Origin of the sequence: Desulfopila inferna (genome assembly GCF_016919005.1) — a bacterium.
In the GTDB taxonomy this organism is placed as follows: domain Bacteria; phylum Desulfobacterota; class Desulfobulbia; order Desulfobulbales; family Desulfocapsaceae; genus Desulfopila_A; species Desulfopila_A inferna.
Map to the genome: position 1 here is coordinate 118,276 of NZ_JAFFQE010000008.1, position 23,569 is coordinate 141,844.

Annotated in this window: 22 protein-coding genes; 6 read left to right on the plus strand and 16 right to left on the minus strand. The window is 50.4% G+C overall.

Annotated elements, in window-relative coordinates; genetic code table 11:
* Positions 1-13 precede the first annotated feature (13 nt).
* Complete coding sequence (locus tag JWG88_RS18010) at positions 14-487, plus strand: MarR family winged helix-turn-helix transcriptional regulator (RefSeq protein ID WP_205235183.1); 474 nt, start codon at positions 14-16, stop codon at positions 485-487.
* A gap of 376 nt (positions 488-863) precedes the next feature.
* Here JWG88_RS18010 and JWG88_RS18015 read toward each other — a convergent pair whose 3' ends face one another.
* The 15 genes from JWG88_RS18015 to JWG88_RS18085 all read right to left on the minus strand — a co-directional run bounded on the left by JWG88_RS18015 (position 864) and on the right by JWG88_RS18085 (position 16,598).
* Positions 864-1,304: a CBS domain-containing protein gene (locus JWG88_RS18015; protein ID WP_205235184.1), complete on the minus strand. Its 441-nt coding sequence runs from the start codon at positions 1,302-1,304 to the stop codon at positions 864-866.
* 204 nt (positions 1,305-1,508) lie between these two features.
* A complete protein-coding gene (locus tag JWG88_RS18020; RefSeq protein WP_205235185.1) occupies positions 1,509-2,921 on the minus strand; it encodes an NADH-quinone oxidoreductase subunit N in 1,413 nt (470 codons plus the stop codon).
* Between the two features lie 13 nt (positions 2,922-2,934).
* Positions 2,935-4,458, minus strand: a complete 1,524-nt coding sequence (locus JWG88_RS18025) for a complex I subunit 4 family protein (protein ID WP_205235186.1) — start codon at positions 4,456-4,458, stop codon at positions 2,935-2,937.
* A gap of 12 nt (positions 4,459-4,470) precedes the next feature.
* Positions 4,471-6,384 carry an NADH-quinone oxidoreductase subunit L gene (gene nuoL / locus JWG88_RS18030; RefSeq protein ID WP_205235187.1) on the minus strand — a complete coding sequence of 638 codons (1,914 nt, stop codon included), beginning with the start codon at positions 6,382-6,384 and terminating at the stop codon, positions 4,471-4,473.
* Positions 6,385-6,388: 4 nt separating this feature from the next.
* On the minus strand, positions 6,389-6,685 hold the full coding sequence (gene nuoK, locus JWG88_RS18035) for an NADH-quinone oxidoreductase subunit NuoK (protein ID WP_205235188.1): 297 nt from the start codon (positions 6,683-6,685) through the stop codon (positions 6,389-6,391).
* Positions 6,682-7,224, minus strand: a complete 543-nt coding sequence (locus JWG88_RS18040) for an NADH-quinone oxidoreductase subunit J family protein (protein WP_240194578.1) — start codon at positions 7,222-7,224, stop codon at positions 6,682-6,684. The genes nuoK and JWG88_RS18040 overlap by 4 nt, the downstream gene beginning before the upstream one ends.
* On the minus strand, positions 7,193-7,717 hold the full coding sequence (locus JWG88_RS18045) for a NuoI/complex I 23 kDa subunit family protein (protein ID WP_205235189.1): 525 nt from the start codon (positions 7,715-7,717) through the stop codon (positions 7,193-7,195). Before JWG88_RS18045 ends, JWG88_RS18040 begins: the two co-directional genes overlap by 32 nt.
* A gap of 11 nt (positions 7,718-7,728) precedes the next feature.
* Positions 7,729-9,015 carry a complex I subunit 1/NuoH family protein gene (locus tag JWG88_RS18050; RefSeq protein WP_205235190.1) on the minus strand — a complete coding sequence of 429 codons (1,287 nt, stop codon included), beginning with the start codon at positions 9,013-9,015 and terminating at the stop codon, positions 7,729-7,731.
* Between the two features lie 13 nt (positions 9,016-9,028).
* Positions 9,029-10,561, minus strand: a complete 1,533-nt coding sequence (locus JWG88_RS18055; protein ID WP_205235191.1) for an NADH-quinone oxidoreductase subunit G — start codon at positions 10,559-10,561, stop codon at positions 9,029-9,031.
* Positions 10,562-10,571: 10 nt separating this feature from the next.
* Positions 10,572-11,852 (minus strand): NADH-quinone oxidoreductase subunit NuoF, encoded by a 1,281-nt coding sequence (gene nuoF / locus JWG88_RS18060; protein ID WP_205235192.1) that lies wholly within the window; start codon positions 11,850-11,852, stop codon positions 10,572-10,574.
* A gap of 12 nt (positions 11,853-11,864) precedes the next feature.
* Positions 11,865-12,371, minus strand: coding sequence for an NADH-quinone oxidoreductase subunit NuoE family protein (locus JWG88_RS18065; RefSeq protein WP_205235193.1), 507 nt, complete (start codon positions 12,369-12,371; stop codon positions 11,865-11,867).
* Complete coding sequence (locus JWG88_RS18070) at positions 12,368-14,083, minus strand: NADH-quinone oxidoreductase subunit D (protein WP_205235194.1); 1,716 nt, start codon at positions 14,081-14,083, stop codon at positions 12,368-12,370. The genes JWG88_RS18065 and JWG88_RS18070 overlap by 4 nt, the downstream gene beginning before the upstream one ends.
* A gap of 2 nt (positions 14,084-14,085) precedes the next feature.
* Positions 14,086-14,598: an NADH-quinone oxidoreductase subunit B gene (locus tag JWG88_RS18075; RefSeq protein WP_205235195.1), complete on the minus strand. Its 513-nt coding sequence runs from the start codon at positions 14,596-14,598 to the stop codon at positions 14,086-14,088.
* On the minus strand, positions 14,589-14,948 hold the full coding sequence (gene ndhC / locus JWG88_RS18080) for an NADH-quinone oxidoreductase subunit A (protein ID WP_205235196.1): 360 nt from the start codon (positions 14,946-14,948) through the stop codon (positions 14,589-14,591). Before ndhC ends, JWG88_RS18075 begins: the two co-directional genes overlap by 10 nt.
* A 573-nt stretch (positions 14,949-15,521) precedes the next feature.
* A complete protein-coding gene (locus tag JWG88_RS18085) occupies positions 15,522-16,598 on the minus strand; it encodes a zinc metalloprotease (RefSeq protein WP_205235197.1) in 1,077 nt (358 codons plus the stop codon).
* Between the two features lie 411 nt (positions 16,599-17,009).
* Here JWG88_RS18085 and JWG88_RS18090 point away from each other — a divergent pair, with 411 nt between their 5' ends.
* The 5 genes from JWG88_RS18090 to JWG88_RS18110 all read left to right on the plus strand — a co-directional run bounded on the left by JWG88_RS18090 (position 17,010) and on the right by JWG88_RS18110 (position 22,851).
* Positions 17,010-17,444 (plus strand): DUF3465 domain-containing protein, encoded by a 435-nt coding sequence (locus tag JWG88_RS18090; RefSeq protein ID WP_205235198.1) that lies wholly within the window; start codon positions 17,010-17,012, stop codon positions 17,442-17,444.
* Positions 17,445-17,547: 103 nt separating this feature from the next.
* Positions 17,548-18,528: a glucosaminidase domain-containing protein gene (locus JWG88_RS18095; RefSeq protein ID WP_205235199.1), complete on the plus strand. Its 981-nt coding sequence runs from the start codon at positions 17,548-17,550 to the stop codon at positions 18,526-18,528.
* A gap of 210 nt (positions 18,529-18,738) precedes the next feature.
* Entirely contained in the window at positions 18,739-20,289 is a 1,551-nt protein-coding gene (locus JWG88_RS18100; RefSeq protein ID WP_205235200.1) for a DUF2868 domain-containing protein, read from the plus strand.
* Positions 20,286-21,704: a GTPase/DUF3482 domain-containing protein gene (locus JWG88_RS18105; RefSeq protein WP_205235201.1), complete on the plus strand. Its 1,419-nt coding sequence runs from the start codon at positions 20,286-20,288 to the stop codon at positions 21,702-21,704. The genes JWG88_RS18100 and JWG88_RS18105 overlap by 4 nt, the downstream gene beginning before the upstream one ends.
* A complete protein-coding gene (locus JWG88_RS18110) occupies positions 21,682-22,851 on the plus strand; it encodes an RtcB family protein (RefSeq protein WP_205235202.1) in 1,170 nt (389 codons plus the stop codon). Before JWG88_RS18105 ends, JWG88_RS18110 begins: the two co-directional genes overlap by 23 nt.
* 30 nt (positions 22,852-22,881) lie before the next feature.
* Here the strand turns inward: JWG88_RS18110 and pdxH are convergent, their stop codons facing one another.
* Positions 22,882-23,517 carry a pyridoxamine 5'-phosphate oxidase gene (pdxH, locus tag JWG88_RS18115; RefSeq protein ID WP_205235305.1) on the minus strand — a complete coding sequence of 212 codons (636 nt, stop codon included), beginning with the start codon at positions 23,515-23,517 and terminating at the stop codon, positions 22,882-22,884.
* Between the last annotated feature and the right edge of the window lie 52 nt (positions 23,518-23,569).

Consider the following 23,569-nt stretch of genomic DNA (forward strand, 5'->3'; position numbering starts at 1 on the left):
ATCAGGAGGACAAATGGAACAAAGAACAGCTCAAATCAACACAGTAACCCAGCACCTTCGCATACTGTTCAAAACCGTACAGGCGCATTCTAAATTTGTTGAAAAGAAGTGCGGCTTAAGCAGCGCCAAACTCTGGATGCTCTATGAGTTGCATTCCAAGCCGGGCATCAAGGTTTCCCAGCTGGCGAATTCACTGGCTATACATCCGTCCACCTGCAGCAACATGCTCGATAAACTTGAAGAAGATGGTTTTGTCAGCCGCGAACGCAGCAAAAAGGATCAGCGGGCAGTTCATCTCTCCCTGACTGAAAAGGGAAATCAACTACTGGCCAAAGCCCCCAGACCGGCCCAGGGGGAACTTAGCGGTGCTCTGGAAAAACTCTCGGACGAGCATCTCAATCTTCTGGAGAAAGGGCTTGGAGAGCTTGTGCAGGCTCTCAACGACAGAGACGACAGTGCGGCAATGATTCCCATTCCAAGTGAATGAAGCGAATTCCCGAACCAAACACCCTCCCCTCTGCCGATTCTATAATTACTGACTTATTTCTGAACAACCTCCTCAAGAAAACAGAACGTACGTTAGAAGCCCCCGACTTCTCTTCTTGTTGCAAGAAATCAGCATGTCTTAAGATACTTATCCATCAGCTGAATTGGTCTGCAAATAAGCCGTCGCGAGAGGAAAAGGTAGGCATCTATTCTCAATTTCCCTGAGCAGATCGTCAAAGATACAGTCCCGGTCTGGCCGCTCTTAGCGCCCTTACCTTTATCCGGCGAAGCTGACGGAAAATGGCAAAGCGCCGCGGTCGATGCACGACTGCGGCGCTTTTTGGCAAATCCGGTTACGATTAAAGAGTATGGAGTAATCAGCCAGGATATTTCCCTTCAATATAATCTTTGAGATAGCGATTCTCTACCTCCTTCTCAACCATCTGTGCTTTGACGACATCACCTATCGACAGGATTCCCTTGAGTTTGGGACCTTCCATGATAGGAACGTGACGAATCCTGTTTTCCGTCATGATCGCCTGAAGATACCCAACACTATCATCCATGCCGGCAACGATCAGGTTGGTCGACATGATTTCTTTGGTCTTGGTATTCTTTATATCTTCAAGATTATTGAGAACCACAAGGAGAATGTCACGAGGAGCGATTATACCCTTGATATTGTCATTATCGTCAACGACAAGCAATGATCCTACTTTGTTTGCCGCAAAAACAGCTAAGACTTCCAACAGGGTATTGTCTTCATGACAGGTGACAACCCGGCTTCCCTTGGTTTCCAGTATATCTTTTGCTTTCATAGTAGGCTCCTTTTCTCACTGATAATCAAGGTTCCCCTTGTATTTTCCGTAGTTCCGAAATTCTTCTTAAATTAAACCTGCTGAGCTGGACTCTTTACAGTACCCCATTGAGGGGTAAATGACTTTGCGATCAATTTGAGGCGCTTGCGTTAAAAGAATTTGCTTTTCCCTTGTCTTTAATCACGAATTTTTAAGAGTAAGGCATTAAACGCTAATCGGCAAAAGGCTCAAGGCAAAAACGCAGATTGCCAGTATAAAGGTACATATCGGTGCCAGAGGTGAGCGCACCGTTGCAAAGTCATCCTGAGCCTCATCAAAGTACATGGTAATTATGAGCCGCAGGTAGTACCACATCGAAATGACACTACTGACAATCGCCAGGGCAGCGAGCGCTACATAGCCTGCATGAATGGCATTGAGAATAATGTAGAGCTTTCCCATAAAACCCACGGTTGGGGGAATCCCTGCCATGGAGAGGAGAAAAACGGTTATGGCCGCCGCCGAATAGGGCCTCACCTTAGCCAATCCCTTGAAGTCGGCAAAGGTGCGGCGCTTCTCTCCCTCACCACTGAGATAGGAAAGAGCGGCGAACATTCCCAGGGTGCCGACACTATAAGCCGCCAGATAAAAAACAATGATATTGCCGGTAAATTCGCGGGTGGTGAATGCGACAAGAGCGACAATCAGATACCCGCTGTGCACTATACCAGAAGCCGCCAGCATTCTTTTGAGATTGCTCTGGCCGATGGCAATCAGATTTCCGCCAAACATGGTGAAGACGGCAATATAGAAGAGATAGGTAACCCAGGAAGACTGCAGCCCGGTATCCAGAACGAGAAAGTTGGCAAAGACCGCAAATACGGCGGTCTTGAGAGCAGTTGCCATAAAGCCGGTAATGGGCATTGAGGCACCGTCATAGACGTCTACCACCCAGGCGTGGAATGGGAAGGCGGCAGCCTTGAAAAGCAGTGCAATTAAGATAAAAAAGGAACCGACGACCAAAGCCGGCTGCTCCATGAAGCCATAGGCACCGATAAAATTGCCGATCAACAGGAATTTGGTGCTGCCGGCACCGCCGTACATCAGCGCGCTGCCCATAGTAAAAAAGGCTCCGGCAAAAGCACCGAGGATAAGATATTTAAGAACAGCTTCCGTGGCCTTGATATCCTGTCTGTGAAAACCAACCAGGACGTAAATGGCCAGCGACATTATCTCAAGGGCGATGAAGGCGGTTATAAGCTCCTGGGCCATGGTCAGCAGCAGCATGCCGCAGGCTGCAAAAGCGATCAGGGAGTAATATTCCAGCTTACAGAATCTGTTCTGCTGAAAATAGGTCTGCGAACTCATGCAGGTGAAAAATCCGCATGCGGTGATGATAAGACCGGCAGCTTGAGTGAAACTGTTGCCTGTCAGCATGCCATTAAACACGCTGGTAAATATCTCGACATCACCCGAAGCGGTGCTGACCAGCTGCACGAAAAAAGCTACAAGAAAGACGCCCATACCGACATAGGAGGCGATCTCGGTCTCAATTTTCTCGAAGGCTGACAGCAGCATCAGAAAGATAGCGCCTGAGCCAACGATCAGTAGTGGGAGTAAGAGCACAAAATCTATCATAACGGGTCCCGCCTCAGTTCTTTATCGGTTCATGTTTGACATCTGATTCGATCATTTTCACCAACTGCTGTTCACCTTTGGAAGCCATCTGCAGCACCTGCTTTTGGGCGGCAGGAGTTATCTTCTCGAGGAAGGGCTGAGGATAGATGCCCATCACCAGAATCAAGAGAATCACCGGCAGAAACACCAGGGTTTCATATGGTGTGAGATCTTTGAAATGCGCCGTTGCCGCGTTGGATTTCTCGAAAAATACCCGCTGGAACATCCATAGCATATAACAGACGCCGATAATAACGGTTGTGCCCGCCAGGACGCCAACCACAATGTTAAATTTGACAGCTCCGAGAATAATCAGAAATTCGCCGATAAATCCACTAGTTCCGGGCAACCCGACGGAGGCCAGCATGGCAATGGCGAAAAAGGTGGCGAAAACAGGGGCACGATAAGCCACCCCTCCGAGATCCGCTATCTGCCTGGTGCCTGTGCGTTCTTCAAGTACCCCGGCAAAAAGGAATAAAATCCCGGTGCTGGTGGCATGAGCAACTATCTGGAACAGAGTTCCGGTAAGGGCCTGCACGTTCATGCAGAATACGCCGAGAGCGATAATGCCCATATGCGAAGCTGATGAAAATGCCAGCATTCGCTTGAAGTCCCGCTGAGCAATGGCGGCGATGCCGCAGTACATCAACCCGATGACCCCTAAGTAGGCGAGGATGATGGCATAACGGGCCATTTCTCCTTCAAAAACAGGTATAACAAAACGAATGACGCCGTACACCCCTATTTTCGCCATGATGGCGGAGAGGATAAATGTCGTCGACACAGGGGCTTCGGTATAGGCATCCGGCAACCAGGTATGAAAGGGAAACAGCGGGATCTTTATGGCAAAAGCCAGCATCATGCCGATGAAAGCGAGCAAGGCAAAACCGCCCTCCAGCTGCAGGGTTGCCATTCTGGCAATCTCGAAACTCCACACACCCGTCTGGGCCTGATAAGATACAGCCAGGTAAATCAGGGCTGCCATCATCAGCAGCGAACCGGAGATGGTGTAGATGGTTATCTTAATCGTGGCGGCGATGCGTCTTTCCCCCCCGTAGAGGCCTATCATAAAAAAGATAGGCAGGAGCATGATTTCCCAGAAAACATAAAAGACGATAAGATCGGCAGCTGCAACGGCGCCGATCATGGCCCCGAGAGCAATGAGCAGATTACAGTAATAATATTTTGACTTAGAGGCAAAAACCATGAACACCAGAGGAAAGAGCACAGCGGCCGCCATGAGAACAAAAAGGCTGATTCCGTCTACTCCTACATGATAGTTTATGCCCAGGGATTCTATCCAGAGATGTTTTTCAACAAATTCCAGACCGCCGCCACCGCTGAAATCAACCCACACCTTCAATCCGCAGATAAGGACTATGACCGAGATGACCAGGCCTATGGTCCGGGCTCCGCTTTTCTCCACAGGCAACACCAGCAGCGCTGCTCCTGCAAGAAGAGGAAGAAAGATCATGACTGAGAGGACATGTTCAAACATAATACACCTTTCCTAGTTCAGTGTTTGTGATAAAAACAGGCTCATCAGACTCAGTCCTATGACCATATAAATGGCGTAGACCCTGACATATCCGACCTGAAATACTTTAAACGCTTTGCCCAGCAGCTGATAGAGCGTGGTTGACAGCTTGATTGGAAGATCGGCACCATAAGGGTCGACAATCTTCTTGATTAGGTCGCCGATAGCCTGATACGGCCGGACAAATACGGCATGATACAATTGATCGACATAGAAAAGATTGTAGGCAAATCTGGCAAATCCGGAAAATTCAGGCTCCTCGGCCCCATGGCCGTACTTTTTATAGGCAATGAAAATACCCACACCAAAAGCGGCTATAGAGGCCGCAATGGCCAGAAATTCCAAAGCATGGTTGGCCTCGGGGTGATGCTCGACCACACTGGTGCCGAGCCAGTGAGTCACCTGCTGTCCGCCGCCGAATATCGCCGGCAGATTGAGGTACCCCGCAAAAGCAGCGCCTATGGCCAGAATAATTAAGGGTACGGTCATTACCTTTGGTGGTTCATGGGCGTGCTCAAAAGCCTCTTTATCCCGGGACTCGCCGTGAAAGACCAGGAAAAACATACGGAAGGTATAATAGGCGGTCATGGCGGCAACGATGACTCCAACCAGCCAGACTCCCTGGTATCCGTGAGCCAGCGCCATATAAAGAATTTCATCCTTACTGAAAAAACCGGAGAGCAGCGGACATCCCGCCAGGGCCAGACAGCCGATCAGCATGGTCCAGTAAGTGATGGGCATTCTGGCCTTAAGGCCCCCCATTTTCCAGATATCCTGCTGATGATGCAAGGCATAGATAACGGAACCGGCACCGAGAAAAAGCAGAGCCTTGAAGAAGGCATGAGTGAAGACATGAAAGATACCGGCGGAATAGGCGGCCACACCAACCCCGGCAAACATATAGCCGAGTTGGGAGACGGTCGAATACGCCAACACCTTCTTGATGTCCTTTTGAAACATGCCGAAAATAGCGGCAACAAGAGCGGTCAGTATGCCTACCCAGGCGATCACGGTTCCGGCAGCTGGATACTGCACATAAATAAAACTGAATCTGGCCACCATATAGACACCGGCGGTGACCATGGTTGCCGCATGAATCAGAGCGGAAACCGGTGTGGGACCGGCCATGGCGTCGGGCAGCCAGACGTAGAGGGGAATCTGGGCGGATTTCCCTGTTGCTCCGAAAAAAAGCAGCAGACAGATTGCCAGACCCATTGCCGGAGCAAGTCCATCTGCTGCAGCCCGGAGTGATATATAGTCAAAACCGCCCGAACCGATGGCCCAGAACAGCAGGGAGATACCGAGGATAAAACCAAGATCGCCTATTCTATTGACGATAAAGGCCTTGTTTCCGGCGAGAACATTATCTTTCTCCTTGCTGTAGAAGCTGATAAGGAGATAGGAACAGAGACCGACGCCCTCCCAGCCGACAAACATGACCACGGGGCCGTCTCCCAATACCAGAATAAGCATTGATCCGAGAAACAGATTGAGATAGGCGAAGAATTTGCCAAAATTCTCGTCTCCAGCCATATAGCCGATCGAATAGAAATGGATAAGCGTGCCGATAAAGGTGACGAACAGCAGGAAAAGCACGCTGAGCGGGTCGGCAAGAAAGCCCATGGCCACATCAAGCTCTCCCACCTGAAACCAGGTGAAGACTTTCTGGGTCAGGAATCGCGCCTCCTCCGGCATAGCCTTGACCTGAAAGAATGCTCTGAAGGCAAGTATGGTAGCGAGCACCGGGCCGATAACGGCGAGGATGGCATAGAGTTTTTCCGAAATCGGCTTGCCGGTGCAGGTGAACATGTGCATCAGCCCGATTACCACCGCACCGATCAGCGGCATCAATGGGATCAGTCCAAGATATGTGACGGTATGTTCCATCTGATCACCCCTTCAAGAGACTGAATACGTTAGTATCCAGCTTTCGTTTATGCTTGTTTACCAGAATGACCACAGCCAGAGCCAGGGCGGCCTCTGCTGCGGCAACGGCCATGACCATCATTGCCAGCACATGCCCGTCCATACTTTCATGCAACCGCGCAAAAGCGATGAAGGCCAGGTTGGCGGCATTGAGCATCAGCTCGATTGACATGAACACCGTGAACACATTTCGTCGCGATACCACTCCAAGTACGCCTATACAGAAGAGGATAACACTCAGGGTTAGGTAGTCCGCTATCATAGCTTGGCCCTCCTCTGGCTTGCCAGCACCACGGATCCAACCAGAGAAACCAGCAAAAGGATTGATATAATTTCAAAGGGTAGCAGCCACTCCCGAAAGAGCACGAGACCAACCTCCTTGACTTCCCCAAAACCTTCTCCGACGATGGTGGCCTCGACGCCGGGCAGGCTCTTGACGGCCTTCATCAGCAACAGAGCCACCGGGGTAAGCACCACGGTACCTCCCAGGTAGTAAGCCCAGCGCCACCGCTCCTCGGGCAGATCCTCCTTGCGGATGTTGAGAAACATGATAATGAAAAGGATCAGGGACATAATCGCCCCGGCATAGACAATAAGCTGCAGGGCAAATATCAGCTTGGCCGAGAGCAGCGAATACAGTCCTGCCAGGGAAATCAGGGTCATTACCAGAGAAACGGCACCGTTCATCGGATGGCGGAACAGTACCAGTCCCAACGCCCCAACTACGGCAAGTAACGCGAATACGGTAAACAGGAATTCGGACATAATATCAAACGCCCCCTTTCTTATATTCTTCTTCATCGAATGCGCCGGGGGTAGCCACCAACTCGGCGAGACTTTTCATCATTACCTGGGGATTGTCGTCGACAACTGAGAATATCCCGGTATCCATGCGAATTGCATCTTTCGGGCAGGCCTCCACGCAATAGCCGCAGTAGATGCATTCGAGCAGGTCGATATCAAAGCGAACCGGCATCTTTTCTTCCTTGCCGTCCAGCCGTTCACCCGCCTCGATCATGATGCACCTTGACGGACAGTTTGTCTGGCACATGAAGCAGGCCACGCATTTAATCGAGCCGTCTTCATGGGTGGTCAGTCTGTGATGCCCCCGCCAGCGGGGGGTAATCTCCGGCTGCTGTTCAGGATAATGTCTCACATACAGCTTGGAGTTGTCGAGCAGGTTCCTGAGAAAATGCCCTAAAGTGACACGCATTCCCTTAAAGACCTCCACCAGATACAGTCTCTCAGGCAGGCTCGAGCCCTCGCGTTTTATGACTTTTACTTTGGCACCCATTTCCTTCTCCCTTAACTTAACGCTACCACAACCGCACTGGTTATGAAGATATTGAGCAGCGACAGCGGCAGAAGTGTCTGCCAGCCGAGTCTCTGCAGCTGATCATAACGGAATCGCGGTAATGTCCAGCGAACCCAGACATAGACAAAGCACATCAGCGTCGTCTTCAGGAGAAAGGTGCATATCTGCAGCTGAGCTGCAAAGATAGAGGCAGCCACTCCCCCGGAGCTGCTCAGAAGTATCACGACAAGCAGCAGTTCAAGAATGACCACCAGTCCCCACAACACCCTGATATAGGCTTTCGCCTCACGTTTTCTGGGATCATTCAGTCGATAATAGTGGCTGACATTGCTTCTTCGAATCCAGCCGGCAAAATAATACATCAGCACCGGCAGCAGAATCATAAGAATTACAGCCAGAGGCTTGGCATAGGCAATTAAAGTTTCAGTAGCCAGCCAGGGTATTTGATAGCTGCCGAAGTACAGGGTGACGATAATGGCACTGGAGGCGAACATGGCCACATATTCTCCCATAAAAAAGATGGCGAACTTCATGGCGCTGTACTCCACGTGAAATCCGGCAACCAGCTCACTCTCACCCTCGGCCAGATCAAAAGGCGTCCGGTTGGCCTCGGCAAAAGCCGCCACCACAAAGATAATAATTCCCAATGGCTGAAGAAATATTCCCCACATCGGTATAAATCCGAAGAGCAGCTGTCCCTGGAACTGCGCCATCTCACTGAGATTGACAGTACCGTAGACAACCAGCAGAGAGACCAGGGCCAGACCCATGGGAATCTCATAGCTGATGACCTGAGCCGCAGAGCGCAAGCCACCTAGCATCCCGTATTTATTGGTTGACGACCAACCGGCGAGGATAATGCCGTACACAGCAAAGCTGACCAGGGCCAGAAACCAGAGGATACCGAGATCTGTAGGAATCGCCTGCATTATGTAGTGCTTGCCGCCAAGCACCATGGTATCGGCGAAGGGTATAACGGCAAAGGACACCACCGCGGTAAAGAAGACGATTACCGGGGCGAAAATAAAATAGATCTTATGTTTGATATGCCCCGGGACCACATCTTCTTTGAAAATAAGCTTGGCCGCATCTGCCAGATTCTGTACAAGCCCGGCAGCTCGAAATCCAAAGATGTTTGCTCTGTTAGGGCCTGCTCTGTCCTGAAAAAAAGCGGCACCGCGTCTCTCCATCCAGACGAGTACCGCAATGAAGCAGAGCGGCACAAAGGCCCCGAATGAAACCCGGAATATAATCATAAGAATATCAAGCATTGACATGTGCAGCCTCGCTTTAGGTTAATGGCAATCCCTCGGCAGGGATCCTCTGAAAATCAACACCGGCCAGTGGACCAGAACCTTTTTTTATCTCATTAAAGATTTCTTCACGGCTTCCCAATGGCCCGCCCAGTTGATGGATAACCTCATCGGCCTCAGGCGGCAGTGCGGTCTTGTGGATGACCTGGGTGAAAGACTGCAGGATATTGTCGCAGTTGACCACCGAACCTGCATATTCGCTATAGGAAGCTATGGGAAGAGCTATCTCCGCCTGTTCGGTCATTTTCGAGAGATGGGAACTCAAGGCGATTAGCGAAGCGCTTCTGAGAGATTTCTCGAGGGCCTTGCCGTCGGCGCCGTAGAGATCATTATCAACGCTGATCAGCAGATCAGCCTGTTCGAGCGCTTTGATAAAGACAGCTTCAGTGTCATCGATTCCCAGCATCTTCAAGCCTGCCCGGTTGGCGGATTTGTCATCCTGGATGAGAAAGTCGTCACCGTCCCCGGCAAGGAACATGCCGTCGCTGTAGCCGGAGATTTGCGCGCCGATTTTTTTGGCAAAAGACCGGCCGGCCGCCATCTGTTCGAGGGAAAGATTCGGAGAGAGCAGGATAACCACTTTCGCTGCCTGCTCGACAATCTTCGCAGCCAGTTCCATGGCCTTGTCGAGATCGATGGATTTTCCTTTCTTGAGGGCTTCCAGCAGCCGCTGCTCATTTTCTTTTTTATAGCTTAAGCGACCTTCATCACAGATAAAATAACCGTTGACCTGTTCATTATGCCGCGGCCTGAATCGATAGATGATGTCCTCTCTATATTTCTCCTGGTTGTGATCGATATAGATATTGCAGCCCTTGCTGCAGCCATGACAGATTCCCTCTCCCTTCTCCAGGAACCAGACCCGCTGCTTGAAGCGAAAATCAGCGCTGGTCATGGCTCCCACCGGACAGAGATCGACGACGTTGAGTGCATATCTGTTATTCAGCGGCCTGCCGGGAAAGATGGCGACCCGTGCATAATCGGTGCGGTTGACGATACCGAGTTCACCGGTTTTGGTGATCTGCCGGCAGAATCTGACGCAGCGGGCGCAGAGGATACACCGTTCCTGGTCGTGGACCACGCCGCTGCCGAAATCCAGCCTCTTGGCCTTGGGCACCTTGTCCACCATCAGTCGGCTTCCCTGGCAGTCGTACTTCATGTAATAATCCTGCAGAGAGCACTCACCGGCCTGATCACACACCGGACAGTCTATGGGATGGTTGATCAGCTCGAACTCCATGATGTCCTTCTGGATTTTTTTGATCTTGTCGGTGTCGAGCTGAACCCTCATTCCTTCCACCGCCGGAGTCTTGCAGGCCGGAACAAGAGGCGGCCTGCCGTCCTCAATACCAACCAGACAAAGACGGCAGTTACCGTCGGCCCCAAGCGCGGGATGATAGCACAAATGCGGAATTTCTATTCCTACGGCACCGACGGCATCGATCAGGTTTTTGCCTGATTCAACCTCAACCTCTTCGCCGTTAACAAACAGTTTTATCTTTTCAGCCATGAGCTTTGCCCTATTTCTGAATTTCAGCGGCCTGCATCGAGGCACCCTTCTCGACATATGCCTCGAACTCATGCCGGAACTTTTTCAAATAACTGCGCACCGGCATGGTACAGGCGGCCGAAAGTACGCAGACCGTTTTCATTTCGATATTGTCGCACAACTCCAGAAGGAGTTCGATATCGTCAGTACTGCCGTGACCATCCAGGATTTTCTTAACGATTTTCAACATCCAGCCAAGGCCCTCACGGCAGGGAGTGCACTGAGCGCAGGATTCATGGTGATAAAAATCAATGAGGTTTTTCACCAGGGCAACGATATCCACCGTCTCATCCAGCACCACGATGCCGCCGGAGCCGAACATGGTGCCATGTTCGGCCATCGACTCATAATCAAGCGTAACGGTCTTGGCCTCTTCTGCGGTAAGCACCGGAGTTGAACTGCCACCGGGTATAACTCCCTTGATCTTCCTGCCTTTCCAGACGCCGCCTGCCATCTTTTCAATCACCTCCAACAGAGGCAGGCCCAACGGCAACTCATACATTCCCGGTTTCTCGACGTGACCGGATATGCCGAAGAGATGGGTCCCGGAACTTTTCTCAGTGCCGTACTCCTTGTAGGCGTCCGCGCCTTTTTCGAGAATAAAGGGCAAAGAGGCTATACTCTGCACATTATTGATAATGGTGGGGCTGTCATAAAGACCGACCACCGCGGGAAAGGGAGGTTTGCTGCGCGGCTGCCCTTTCTTGCCCTCGATGGACTCAAGCAGAGCCGTCTCCTCGCCGCAGATATAGGCGCCGGCGCCTCTATGCACGGTAACATCGAGTTTAAAATCATGTCCGTCGACGGAATCCCCGAGATAGCCGGCGGCATAGGCTTCATCGAGTGCCTGTTGCAGGATCTTGACCTGAGAGGTATACTCGCCGCGGATATAGATATAGGCGTCATGACAACCGATGGCATAACAACAGATTATGATGCCTTCGATCAGCATATGCGGATCACGTACCAGAATATAACGGTCCTTGAAGGTTGCCGGTTCCGACTCATCGGAGTTGACGGTAAGGTAGACAGGCTTGCCGGTATCCTTGGGCAAGAACGACCACTTCACTCCGGCGGGAAAACCGGCGCCGCCACGGCCGCGCAGCCCGCTTCTTTTTACCTCTTCGGTAACCTCATCGGGGGCCATGGCGAAGAGCTTATCCAGTGTGGCATAGGCTCCGTGCTCTTTAGCCACCTCAAGGGTATGGGCGCCTTCTATGTCGAATTTGGCACTGAGTATCTTCACTTCCATTACACGCCCTCCTTATTCTAAGCCGGCCAGCAGTGATTTCATCTTCTCCACGCTCATCTCCTCGTGGAAGTCTCCGTTGACCTTGATCACCGGGGCGGTACCGCAATGGCCCAGACACTCAACCTCTTCCAGGCTGAATTTGCCGTCTTCGCTGATTTCCCCGGGCTTGATGCCGATTTCATTCCTGATAAAGTCGACAATCTCCTGCTTCTCGCGGAGCCAGCACGACAACGTCCGGCAGACGCTGATGTGATATTTGCCCATGGGCTGCAGATGGAACATGGTGTAAAAGGTGGCGGCTTCAAACACCTTGGCTGCATAAGTGCCGATCCTATCGGCGATATAGCCGATGGACTCGGCGGAGATCCAACCCTGCTGTTCCTGGGTCAGCCACAGTGCCGGCAGGATCATCGACTCCCTGGTGGGATACCGCTTTACCAGTCGCTCAAACTCGGCGTCCCGCTCAGGATCGAATGCGAAAGGCTCTCCTGTTTCAATAAGCTGTGAACGATCACTCATCTATCCAACTCCCCACCGATTATATTGATGCTTCCAAGATTGATAATTGCATCGGCAATCATTTGTCCTTCCACCATTTCATGGAAACCACCCATTATGTAGAAACAAGGGGGGCGGACCTTGCATTTGTAAGGCTGTCCGGTACCGTCGGAGACAAAATGAAAACCGAGTTCTCCATTGGCCGCCTCGCCGCTGTCATACCATTCCCCCTTTGGAACCCGGACTCCTTCGAATACCAGCTTGAAGTGGCTGATCAGAGCCTCGATATTGGTATACACTTCATCTTTGGGCGGAAGAATCACTTTATAATCTGTGATATTGACCGGTCCTCCGGGAATCATCTTCATGGCCTGACGGATAATCTTGATGGACTCGAAAATCTCTTCGAAGCGCACCATGATTCTGTCGTATACGTCACCTTTTGTGCCCACCGGTACATTGAAGTCGAAGGACTCATAATTGTAATAAGGGGAATCTTTGCGCAGATCGAAAGGAACTCCGCTGGCCCTGAGACAGGGGCCGGTAAAACCGAGAGCAAGAGCGCGGTCCGCCGGCAGGGGACAGCAGTTCTGGCTGCGCTCATGGACTATACGGTTCTTCAAAACCAGTGCGAGGCTGTCGCCAACCCCTTTCTCGATGTCTTTGAGGTGGTGCTCCATATCCGCTTCCCAGCCCTCGTAAAAATCACGATACATACCACCGACCCTGGTAAAGGTACTGGTCAATCTGGCTCCGGTCAGTCTGGAGATCAGGTCATAGGAGGCTTCCTTCTCGTTATAGAGATACCAATAGTTGGTCAACCCGCCCATATCGAGGAGATTGGCGGCCAGACAGACCAGATGATCCTGAATGCGGAAAAATTCAGAAAGCACTACCCGCATGAATTGGGCACGCTCGGTGATTGTTACTCCCAGCCATGATTCAATGGCCTTGACATAGATAATATTGTTGAGCAGGGCCGAGCAGTAATTGAGCCTATCCGTCAGCGGAATGACCTGATTATAGTTCCTCTCTTCCGACGTTTTCTCGAAACCCCGGTGGAGGTAGCCTATTTCATTGACGTTGGCCAGAATAGTCTCACCGTCCAGAGCGGTCAGGATACGGATGGCGCCATGAGTTGCCGGATGCGAGGGACCGAGATTGAGAAACATCACCTCGGTATTGATGTCATTCATCACGCTTTCCGTCATCCCATTTTTCTCCAGACGCGCCCTGATCGGACCTTCCATGCTGTCTGACTCCAGGCAAACCTGACGGTTGGTGATATCATAATCCTTGCGCAGGGGATGGCCTTGAAACTGCCAATGGTTCAGGATTCTCCTCAGGTCGGGATGCCCGGAAAAATTGATGCCATACTGGTCGTAGGCTTCTCTCTCACCCCAGTTGGCGGACGCCCAGAGATCGGTAACGGTCTGAACCCCGACGGCCGGATCGGCCACGTAGGATTTAACCTGCACCACTCTGTTTTCCTCCCAGTTGCGCAATGTATACACTACGGCAAACCGCTCCCGCTGATGGCCGGGGTAGCGGAGATAATCCACCGCCGTGACATCGAGAAGGAGAGCGTAGTTCATAGCCGCATCATTTTTCAGGGTTGCCAGAGTTTCATGCAGCCTTTCCGGAGGAACCTCGATAACCACTGAATCAAGCACCTCGGCCAAATCCGCATACGGAAAAGCGGTCTTCAGTTTTTCTATCGCCGTCGCATCCATAATCAGTCTAAAATCCCTTTAAAGTCTTTATGACGGTCATTGAGAATACTTTCGCCTTTTATCTGCTCCTGGATTTTCATCAAGGCATCCAGGACCGCTTCCGGCCGGGGAGGACAACCAGAAATAAAGATATCCACCGGAATAATTTTATCTATTCCCTGGACGGTGCAATAGTTGTCATAGATGCCTCCGGAACTGGCACAGGCCCCCATGGCAACAACCCATTTCGGCTCAGACATCTGATCATAAATCCTCTTGAGAACAGGAGCCTGTTTATAGGTCACGGTTCCACAGACCATCAGCAGATCCGCCTGCCTCGGTGAAAAGCGGATAACTTCGGCCCCCCATCTGGAGATATCAAACTGCGAAGCCGCCGCACTCATGAATTCGATAGCGCAGCAGGCCGTGCCGAATACATACGGCCACAGCGAATTTTGACGACCCCAGTTTATTATATCGTCCAATCTGGTAGTGAGAACATTGTCTCCCAGTTTTGCTTCCAATCCTAACGCCAATTGAGCACCCCTTTCTTTAAGATATAAATGAGTCCGGTGAGAAGCAGCAGCATGAACACCACCATTTCACTAAACCCAAACCAGCCGAGTTCGCGCAAACCGACTGCCCATGGGTACATAAACACCGCCTCGATATCAAATATGATGAATAGAATTGCAACCAGGTAGAATTTGACACTGAATTTCTGGTCGGCCGGACCGATGATATTTTTGATTCCACTCTCATAGGCCTCATTTTTTGCCTTTCCCGTGGCCCTCGGACCAAGAAAGCCGGTAAGAACCATAATGAGAGGAACGAGAAGTGCGATGCCAATCAGAGCAATCGCGGAGTAAACCAGTTCGTTTGACATTTTTTTGCCCCTTTAAACTTTCTACACTATTCGTACAAGCCGGTTGAAATCAGCATGGTCTAAAAAAACAGTGAATGAACGACCATTCATTACCAAGCATCCGCCGGACCTGTCAAGGAATTTTCCTCTATTAAACAGGCACTTAAACGCGCTATCAGCAAATTACCTTCGCCCAAGTTGCTCAACTTGATGTGCAAAGAGAATATTCGTGATTAATTACCCAATGTAGCATTTCGCTGAGAATTATCATCATTTCCTGCAGTAATTCTTTTCCTTAGGTCGACCTGGTTGCAGTTCATAATACCCTTGGTAAAAATTAAGTCGCGGCACCTCTCACTTTTATGTCGCACAAAGCGCCCAAAAACGCTTGTGCGCAATCCGCCTACACCATACCACAGAGCACCATATACTACTTTGTCACAGTTACCGTGCACGTAATGCTCTCGATTTTCGCATGTTATTTCGAGCAGATACACTGACATCCATTGCATTCATTCGGCTGAAAAATATATTCAATAGTAATTATATAGGCTACCGTTAGTCGCTCCTGCATGCCATACCATCAACATGATATCAATTATTAAGAATCAGCTGCAGAAGAAATGGTGGAATGACGGCGTCCCTTGAAGGAAGAGCAACTTCGGATGCAACCATCAGACCGGGCCGGTAGTTAACCAGGCCGCAGACTGAACGATTTGCCTGCTCTCTACTGAAGCTGTTCATGCAGGTATCGTTGGTATAGTTCATATAATTATGAATGGGATCCGCCGTTCCACAGGTATAGGTTTGAGAGCAACCAAGATGTGCCTCACTTTCTGCGTTGGTATCAACGATACGATCGCCGCCGGAATAGGAATTGTCACAAATAGAATCATAATGTTCAAAAGTGTGAAAGAGGCCGAGATAATGACCCATTTCGTGCACCAGGGTCCGCCCCTGATCAAAACTGCCAAAGCCGTTATTTCTTCCACCAACCGCTCCGTACATGAGCACAATGCCATCCCAATAGGCGCCGGCGCTGCCTTGGGGATAATAGGCATAGCCCAGATATCCCCTGCCATCATTGGTATAGATATTGATATAACGGTCGGGATCAACAGCCAGGGCCTGCTTATAGGCGTCCTCGTCGGCATCGGAGTCGGTGAACCATGCAGTATTTGCCGTTCTGGTAATACCTGCGAGTTCAAACTGAATACTGACATCGAAACCGGTTTCACCCATAGTGCCCTGCGTGGCCCTGTAGTCCTCGTTGAGCACCTCCATCTGGGCCCTGATGGCACTGTCTGATATGTAGCCCAGGCCATTGGAATCGGTAATTACATGCCACCAGACAGGCAAAGTGAATACTTGCGACGGCTGGTATTCATCCTGGATAGAGGTCAAGAAATAGGTGCAATGAGACGTTGACCTGGCAAGTGCCTCATCGAGCGCGCCTTCTGCTTTCCGCACACCACAACGTTTACCATTCTCACGAAAATAATCAGACTGAAGATACTCCTCCATCCCGGCAAATCGCTGTCCGTCTACCGCGATCTCTCCGTTTGCTTTGAGGGAAAACTCATCCGCCAGGCTGAATGTACACAGCAGAGCTCCAATAATAACTGCATACAGAAACTGCCATGATAAATTCTTGAATAGTACGATTTTCATCTTCTTCCTTCTCAGCACATAACAGATTGCTTTCCCAACTTTTTTTGCTGGAAAACAATCTCTCTGCAGGTCCTGATCCAGCTTGGCTGGATTAATATATTGAATACCATGATCTCCTCCCCGGGATTATGGTCCAGCATAACTCTATCATCAGAGTTAGTTATTCACCAAATACTTTTTAGGTAAACTTCTCAAGTGGACCGCCAAAGCACTTATACACCTCAAGGGGGTATTGTAAAGAGTCCAGTTCAGCTGGGTTGGATTATATGATTTTCTTACCCAGGAATAACATTAATCCAACTCCGATGCATGCCCGGTATGCCTCTCTTTTTATGTTGAAATATGGACAACTTGCCAAGTATGGACTATATTTATCAGCTGACTTTCAAACCAAAAAGAGTTTATTTTCCCATGAAAATTCGTTATATACCAGCTCTGATCATACTGTTTCTCGTGTTGCCGGCCGTGCTGCTGCGTTTTTACCCGGATAGACTAGCTCAGGATCAAGCCGCAGTCGATCTGAGTATTGAGCAGGCTTTTGCGGGGAAAATCAGCGAGGTAACGGTATCCGGTTCAGGAGTCGTACTTGCCGTACTCAGTGACGACCTTAAAGACAGCAGACATCAGAGGTTCATTGTACGGCTTGACTCGAAGCTGACGCTTCTCATTGTCCACAATATCGACCTTGCTCCCCGGATCGATACCCTGCGAGTGGGTGATATTGTTACTTTCAGGGGTGAATATGTGTGGAACGCGCAAGGTGGACTGCTTCACTGGACGCATCATGATCCGGCCGGCAGACGAGACCATGGCTGGATAAGTCACGCGGGCAGACTTTATCAATAGGTTACCAGCCCAGTCGAGCTATAAGTGCTTTGGCTGCAGAGGCCGATTCACAGATCTTGTTGTTTTCTTACTTTTTGTGACAGTCTAATAATCATCAATGGCTATGAGCAGAAGAATCACTTCCAAACCGGTAAAGGATATACTTTCAATTCTTCGGTATGTCGTTTTCCTCGCCGTAATCCTGCTGGTAGTTTTTTTCAGACCATATACCTTTTTCACTCAGTATTCTTTTGAACATGTCAAAACCTTCAATCTGCATTTATTTGACACACTGTTCAAATCAGAAAAAAGAATTGTGCTTACCGGAACTCCTGCCTTCAAACAATTTCTGGCGGATCAGGAGGCAACGCTTGAGCAGATACGCAACGGTTCCAGAGCGCTTGATTTCCACTCCGTCAATCTGCCGAAAGATCTGGAGCATCAGCTCCCGCAGGAGAGAATGTCGCAGTTTACCTCGCTGGTTCTTTCCCATGCTCTCAAAAATAATGAGAATATTCTCAAGAAGCGCGAGCAGCTGATTCGTTTCCTGGAAGATTCCCAAAGAAATCTCTGGATCGATGACAAGAGAAAAGCATGGTATCGCAACCTTGCCAAAGATTATGCAGCGCCGAAGGCGAATCCACAGGAACTGCTGAAACGAGTCGACATCGTGCCGGTTTCACTGACCATTGCCCAGGCTATCACCGAAAGCGGCTGGGGGACCTCCCGATTCGCACAGCAGGGCAATGCCCTCTATGGTCAGCATTTACCCAAGAGCGGCAGGGGCAAATTTATCACCTCGCGTTATGGCGGAGTGAAGGTCGCCGCTTTTGATTCCATTCTCCAAGCCACGGCCAGCTATATGCATACCATCAACACTTCCAGAGCATACTCCTCACTCCGGGAAATGCGGCATAAACTAAGGCAGCAGGGTAAAGTCCCCGATGGTTACACTCTGGCCGGCGGTCTCCGTCATTACTCGGAAATAGGAGAACAGTATGTAACCGATATTCGCCATCTGATTGACACCTACCAACTCGAAGAACTTGAGAGAGCAAGGCTGAATAAGGAGCGCCCAGTCGGGACAATCCGTTTTATTCGCTGAATAACATATCTCATGCCACCACTGTGCCATATGAAATACTCTACAGGCATTCGGGCAGCGTAGCTCTTGGCTTGTAAAGTTCCAGCCTTTATATTTCTTTTTGGTTATGATGAACTCGTAAAAGGCCCGATCTATATCGTTTAGCTTTTTCCTCGGCCCATCCCGGCAACTTCGGTGACTTTTTACGAGATCATCTGTTATAGTAAAAATATGAAAGATTTGTGGAAATTTGAAGATATTATCGATCTCGAATATTTTATCGGCCTTGACCTTTTTCAGGCAGATAGTGAAGAAAAGCTACATCTGCGGGAGAGACGGATATTCCTCGAGGCCAAAAAAAACGGTGAACTGGAAGTAGCCACCCACCATCAAAGCCTTGCGGTCTGGCTGGCAAACAGGCGATCTGCCGAGTTGCAGGCAGATCATCCCTTTCTGCCGGGGCAAAAACTCCGGGGGGCCATTCAACTCTTTACCCTGTTGCTTTTCGCCGCCGGCCTGATCATCGGTTTTGGGATGGGCATTTCCTATTTCGCTTACACAGGCAGTACCCCACTGAACGTATTCACCTTTTTCATTGTCTTCCTGCTGCCACAGCTCTTTCTGATTGTCCTCTTCTTCCTGAAAAATATTGCTGCGCAACTGCTTCGGAAACCACGAGCCAATCTGCGCATAATTTTGCGGCCACTATTCACCAGATTCGTCCGCTTTATAAAAAAGCGCGTCTTCGACAATCTCAAGGAGGACCAACAAAAAAGCTTCAATCAGCTGTTCTCCGAAAAAAACAGCAGGCTTTTCAGCCGCCCTCTTTTTGTCCGTGGCCAGCTTTTCGGCGTTTCCTTCAACATCGGTCTTTTGGCCGTCACTCTTTTTAAGATAACGACCACGGATCTGGCCTTCGGCTGGCAAACGACATTGCAGCTTGGAGCTGAGAAACTTCATAGCCTCGTAAAATTTCTTGCCCTGCCCTGGTCATGGTTTCTTCCTGCGGAACTTGCCTCCCCGAGCCTTGCACAAATTGAAGGAAGTAGAATTATACTGAAAGAGGGCATCTACCATTTATTGACCGAGGACCTGACATCATGGTGGCCATTTCTGCTCATGAGCCTGCTGTGTTATGGGCTGCTGCCGCGGGTCCTTCTGTTCTTTTGTGGTGCATTCATGGAGAAACGCAACATTATCCGCCTTCTCAGGCAGAGAAAATTCCTGGCCATCAGCAGCCGTATGCGCACCCCTCTGGTTACCAGCCAGGCTGCAGAAGAACATTCCCGGGCAAGTGCCCCGTCCGAACACCCGCAACAATCACCACAGCCTGCCGGAAACAGGAGACAGCCGGAAGATGCGGTGGTTCTTGTTCCTGATGAAGCTGCGGAATTCTTCAGTAAAGACGGCCTTGAACAGCTTCTTCTGCCCTATGGTTATCACCCGGTAAAACGCAAGATCATTTTAAAAACATACGAGGATGATCAAGCTATTATCAGCGACATTGCCCGTGAAGAAACCCCGGTCATCGTTCTCTTTGAAGCGTGGATGGCACCGATCAGGGAACATCTGCTCTTCCTGGAAAAAATCTCCCACAGCCTGCATGGAAAAACGCCGCTTGCCGTTTGCCTGCTGGGAAAACCTGGCAAGGACGGGGTCTTGATACCGCCGCGACGGCAGGAGATCCTGCTCTGGAGAGAGAAGATCAGTGAATGCTGCGATGTTGCCGCTATTTTTCAGTCCGGCGAACACTTAGAAGATATTGAGGAGCAGCAGACATGATCCCGGAATTTGCCATAATGGGTCACCCCAACGAGGGAAAATCATCCGTACTTTCAACCCTGGCGGAAGATGATTCCGTCGGCATCAGCCCCCTTCCCGGTGAAACTATACTCTGCCGCACCTTTCCGGTGACTATTGATGGAGAGGTTATAATCTCTTTCACCGATACACCGGGATTTCAAAATCCTGGCCGGATGCTCTCCGAACTGAAACGCTATGCCGATGCGGGCATCAGTCCACTCGAGAAATTTTATTCGGAACATCGGTATGATCGCGATCTGGAGCATGATTGCGAACTGCTGCGTCCGCTACTGCGGGGTGCGGGTATCATCTATGTGGCCGACGGCTCCAGACCTATCCGCAATGTGGATCTTGCCGAAATGGAGATACTCCGTCTCTCCGGTAAACCGAGAATGGCGATTCTCAACTGCAAAGCGGACGATAGGGAAAGCCTGGAGAGATGGAAGACGGAGTTTCGCAAACATTTCAACTCCAGCCGGATATTCAATGCTCACCGAGCCACCTACCGCGAAAGAATCATGCTGCTCGAAGCTCTTAAATCCATCGAACAGGACTGGCAGAAGTCACTTGATTATGTCGTCAATACTTTCAAGAACGACTGGCAGTCGCGCAACAGCAGAAGTGCAGATATTATCTGTGAAATGATATCGGCCTGCCTGCGCTACACCCTGCAGAAGTCGCTGGGCGAAGGAGCCTCTATCGAGCAGGCCAAGGAAAAACTTTTCCAGCGCTACCTCGAAGACATAAAAAAAATGGAAGAGAACCACCATCTGCGCATGAAGAAGCTCTATAAACATAACATCTTCAATTATCAACTGCCTTCCCATTCCATTCTCCACCAGGATCTCTTTGCCAGTCAGACCTGGGAGTTTCTCGGGCTGAAAAGAAGTCAGCTTGCCGTAGCCGGAGGCGCGGGCGGAGCAGCCCTTGCCGCCGGACTCGATATTGCCGCGGGTGGCTCAAGCCTCGGCATTTTCACATCCATCGGCGGGGCGCTCGGGGCACTGGGCGCGGTATACGGTACCAGGAATATTGCCTCGAAAATCAAAGTACTTGGCATAGATACCGGCAGAATACGCCTTAGTATCGGTCCCAACAAAAATTCGCAGTTCCCTTATATCCTGCTTGATCGCGCACTTCTCTATTATAGTCACATAATCAATTGGGCCCACGGTCGGCGCGACTATGACGCCTCCACCGCCACTGCTGTCACTACAGGTTTATCGCGGGAATTGCCCCGCTCGTCATTGAAGACGATCGGCAACTATTTCCGCGCTATCATACGGGAAGACGACGATATCGATCTTCACGAAAAGGAATTCAAAGAGATTGTCCTGAGCATACTCACCTCCATTTCAAATGCAGACGATTATGAAAAAGATCCTCTCGACTGAAAAGATTCCGATCATGCTCTGGCTCGACGATATCGAGGAGGGCGCCCTGCAACAGGCTAAAAATCTGGCCAACCTCCCCTTCGCCTTTCACCACATAGCCGTAATGGCAGATGCCCATTTCGGCTATGGCATGCCCATCGGCGGGGTGCTGGCCGCAGAGGAATTCGTGGTACCCAATGGCGTTGGTGTGGATATCGGCTGCGGAGTCTGCGCCATGCGGACTTCGTTGAGCGATATCAGCCTCGAGACCCTCAAAAAGATTCTGGGCAACATCCGCCAGTTCATTCCAACCGGCTTCAAGCACCACAGGCGCAAACAGAGCCCTGACCTGATGCCCGAAACGCCGGAAGGGCTCCATGAACTCAAGATTGTCTCCCGCCAATACGACAATGCTTTGGCTCAGCTGGGCACTCTCGGCGGGGGTAATCATTTTATCGAGATCCAGAAGGGAAGCGATAACAGGATCTGGATAATGGTGCATAGCGGCAGCCGGAACCTGGGATATCAAGTCGCCGGCCACTATAATAAAATCGCCATAAAACTGAATCAAAAGTGGAAAACTCCGGTGGATCCCAAATGGCAGCTGGCCTCTCTTCCCCTCTCCAGCGAAACGGCGGCGGATTATCTGGCGGAAATGCACTACTGTGTTGATTTCGCCTTTTGCAACCGTCTCCACATGATGCAAACTATTGAAGAGATATTTGAGATTTTCTGTCCGGGTATCACCTTTGACGAACCGATTGACACCGCCCATAATTATGCCGCCAGGGAAAAACATTACGGCAGGGAACTCATTATCCACCGCAAAGGCGCTACCCGCGCCTATTCAAATGAAAAAGGGATTATTCCGGGTTCACAGGGGACATCGAGTTTTATCGTGCAGGGCAAGGGCAACCCGGAAAGCTTCTGTTCCTGCTCGCACGGTGCGGGAAGAAAGCTCGGCCGCAAGGAAGCCCAACGCAGCCTGAAACTCGACGAGGAGATAACTCTGCTTGACCGGCAGCATATTCTCCATGGAATTCGCAGTAAAAAGGATCTTGACGAGGCCGCCGGTGCCTACAAAGACATCCATACAGTGATGCAAAATCAAGAAGATCTGGTTGATGTCCTGGTTATCCTGCAGCCGCTGGCGGTGGTGAAAGGATAGTTGTTTACCCGGCAGAGCGCCGGGTCATTTTCAAGGTGCCAGCCGCTCGATAGTCCAGCCATCGCCGGCTGGAATATAATGAAATCTATCATGCAGCCGGTTTTTTCTTCCCTGCCAGAATTCATACTCGTCGGGTTTTACCTTGTACCCTCCCCAGAAAGAAGGTAAAGGGACTTTGCCTTCACCGATTTTTTTCTTCATTTCGGAAAATTTCTGGAGCAGCATCTGACGGGAACTCAGGGTATGGCTCTGACTGGAAACCCAGGCGGCCACCTGGCTCTCCTTGGGCCTTGACATGAAATATTTTGCCGATTCGGCCGCTGAAATTTTTTGGGCTGTACCGCTTATCATAATCTGCCGCTCAAGTTCCAGCCAGACAAAGAGCAGGCTGACCCTCGGATTATTCTCTATCTCCCTGGCCTTTCTGCTTTCATAATTGGTGAAAAAGACATAGCCGTCGTTGTCATAATATTTTAACAAGACAGTACGCTGACTCGGTTTTCCCGAAGGATCCACAGTCGCCAGAATCATGGCGGTGGGATCGGGGACATCGGTTTTACGAGCCTGCTCGAACCACTCGGAAAACTGCTGCACCGGATCTGCGGCAAGATTGGAGCGCTGCAGACCGCCTTTTAAATATTCCCTGCGAAAATGACTAATATCCAACTCTACACCCTCATCAAAATCTGAGCACATCGCGGCATGGGCCTGCACCGCA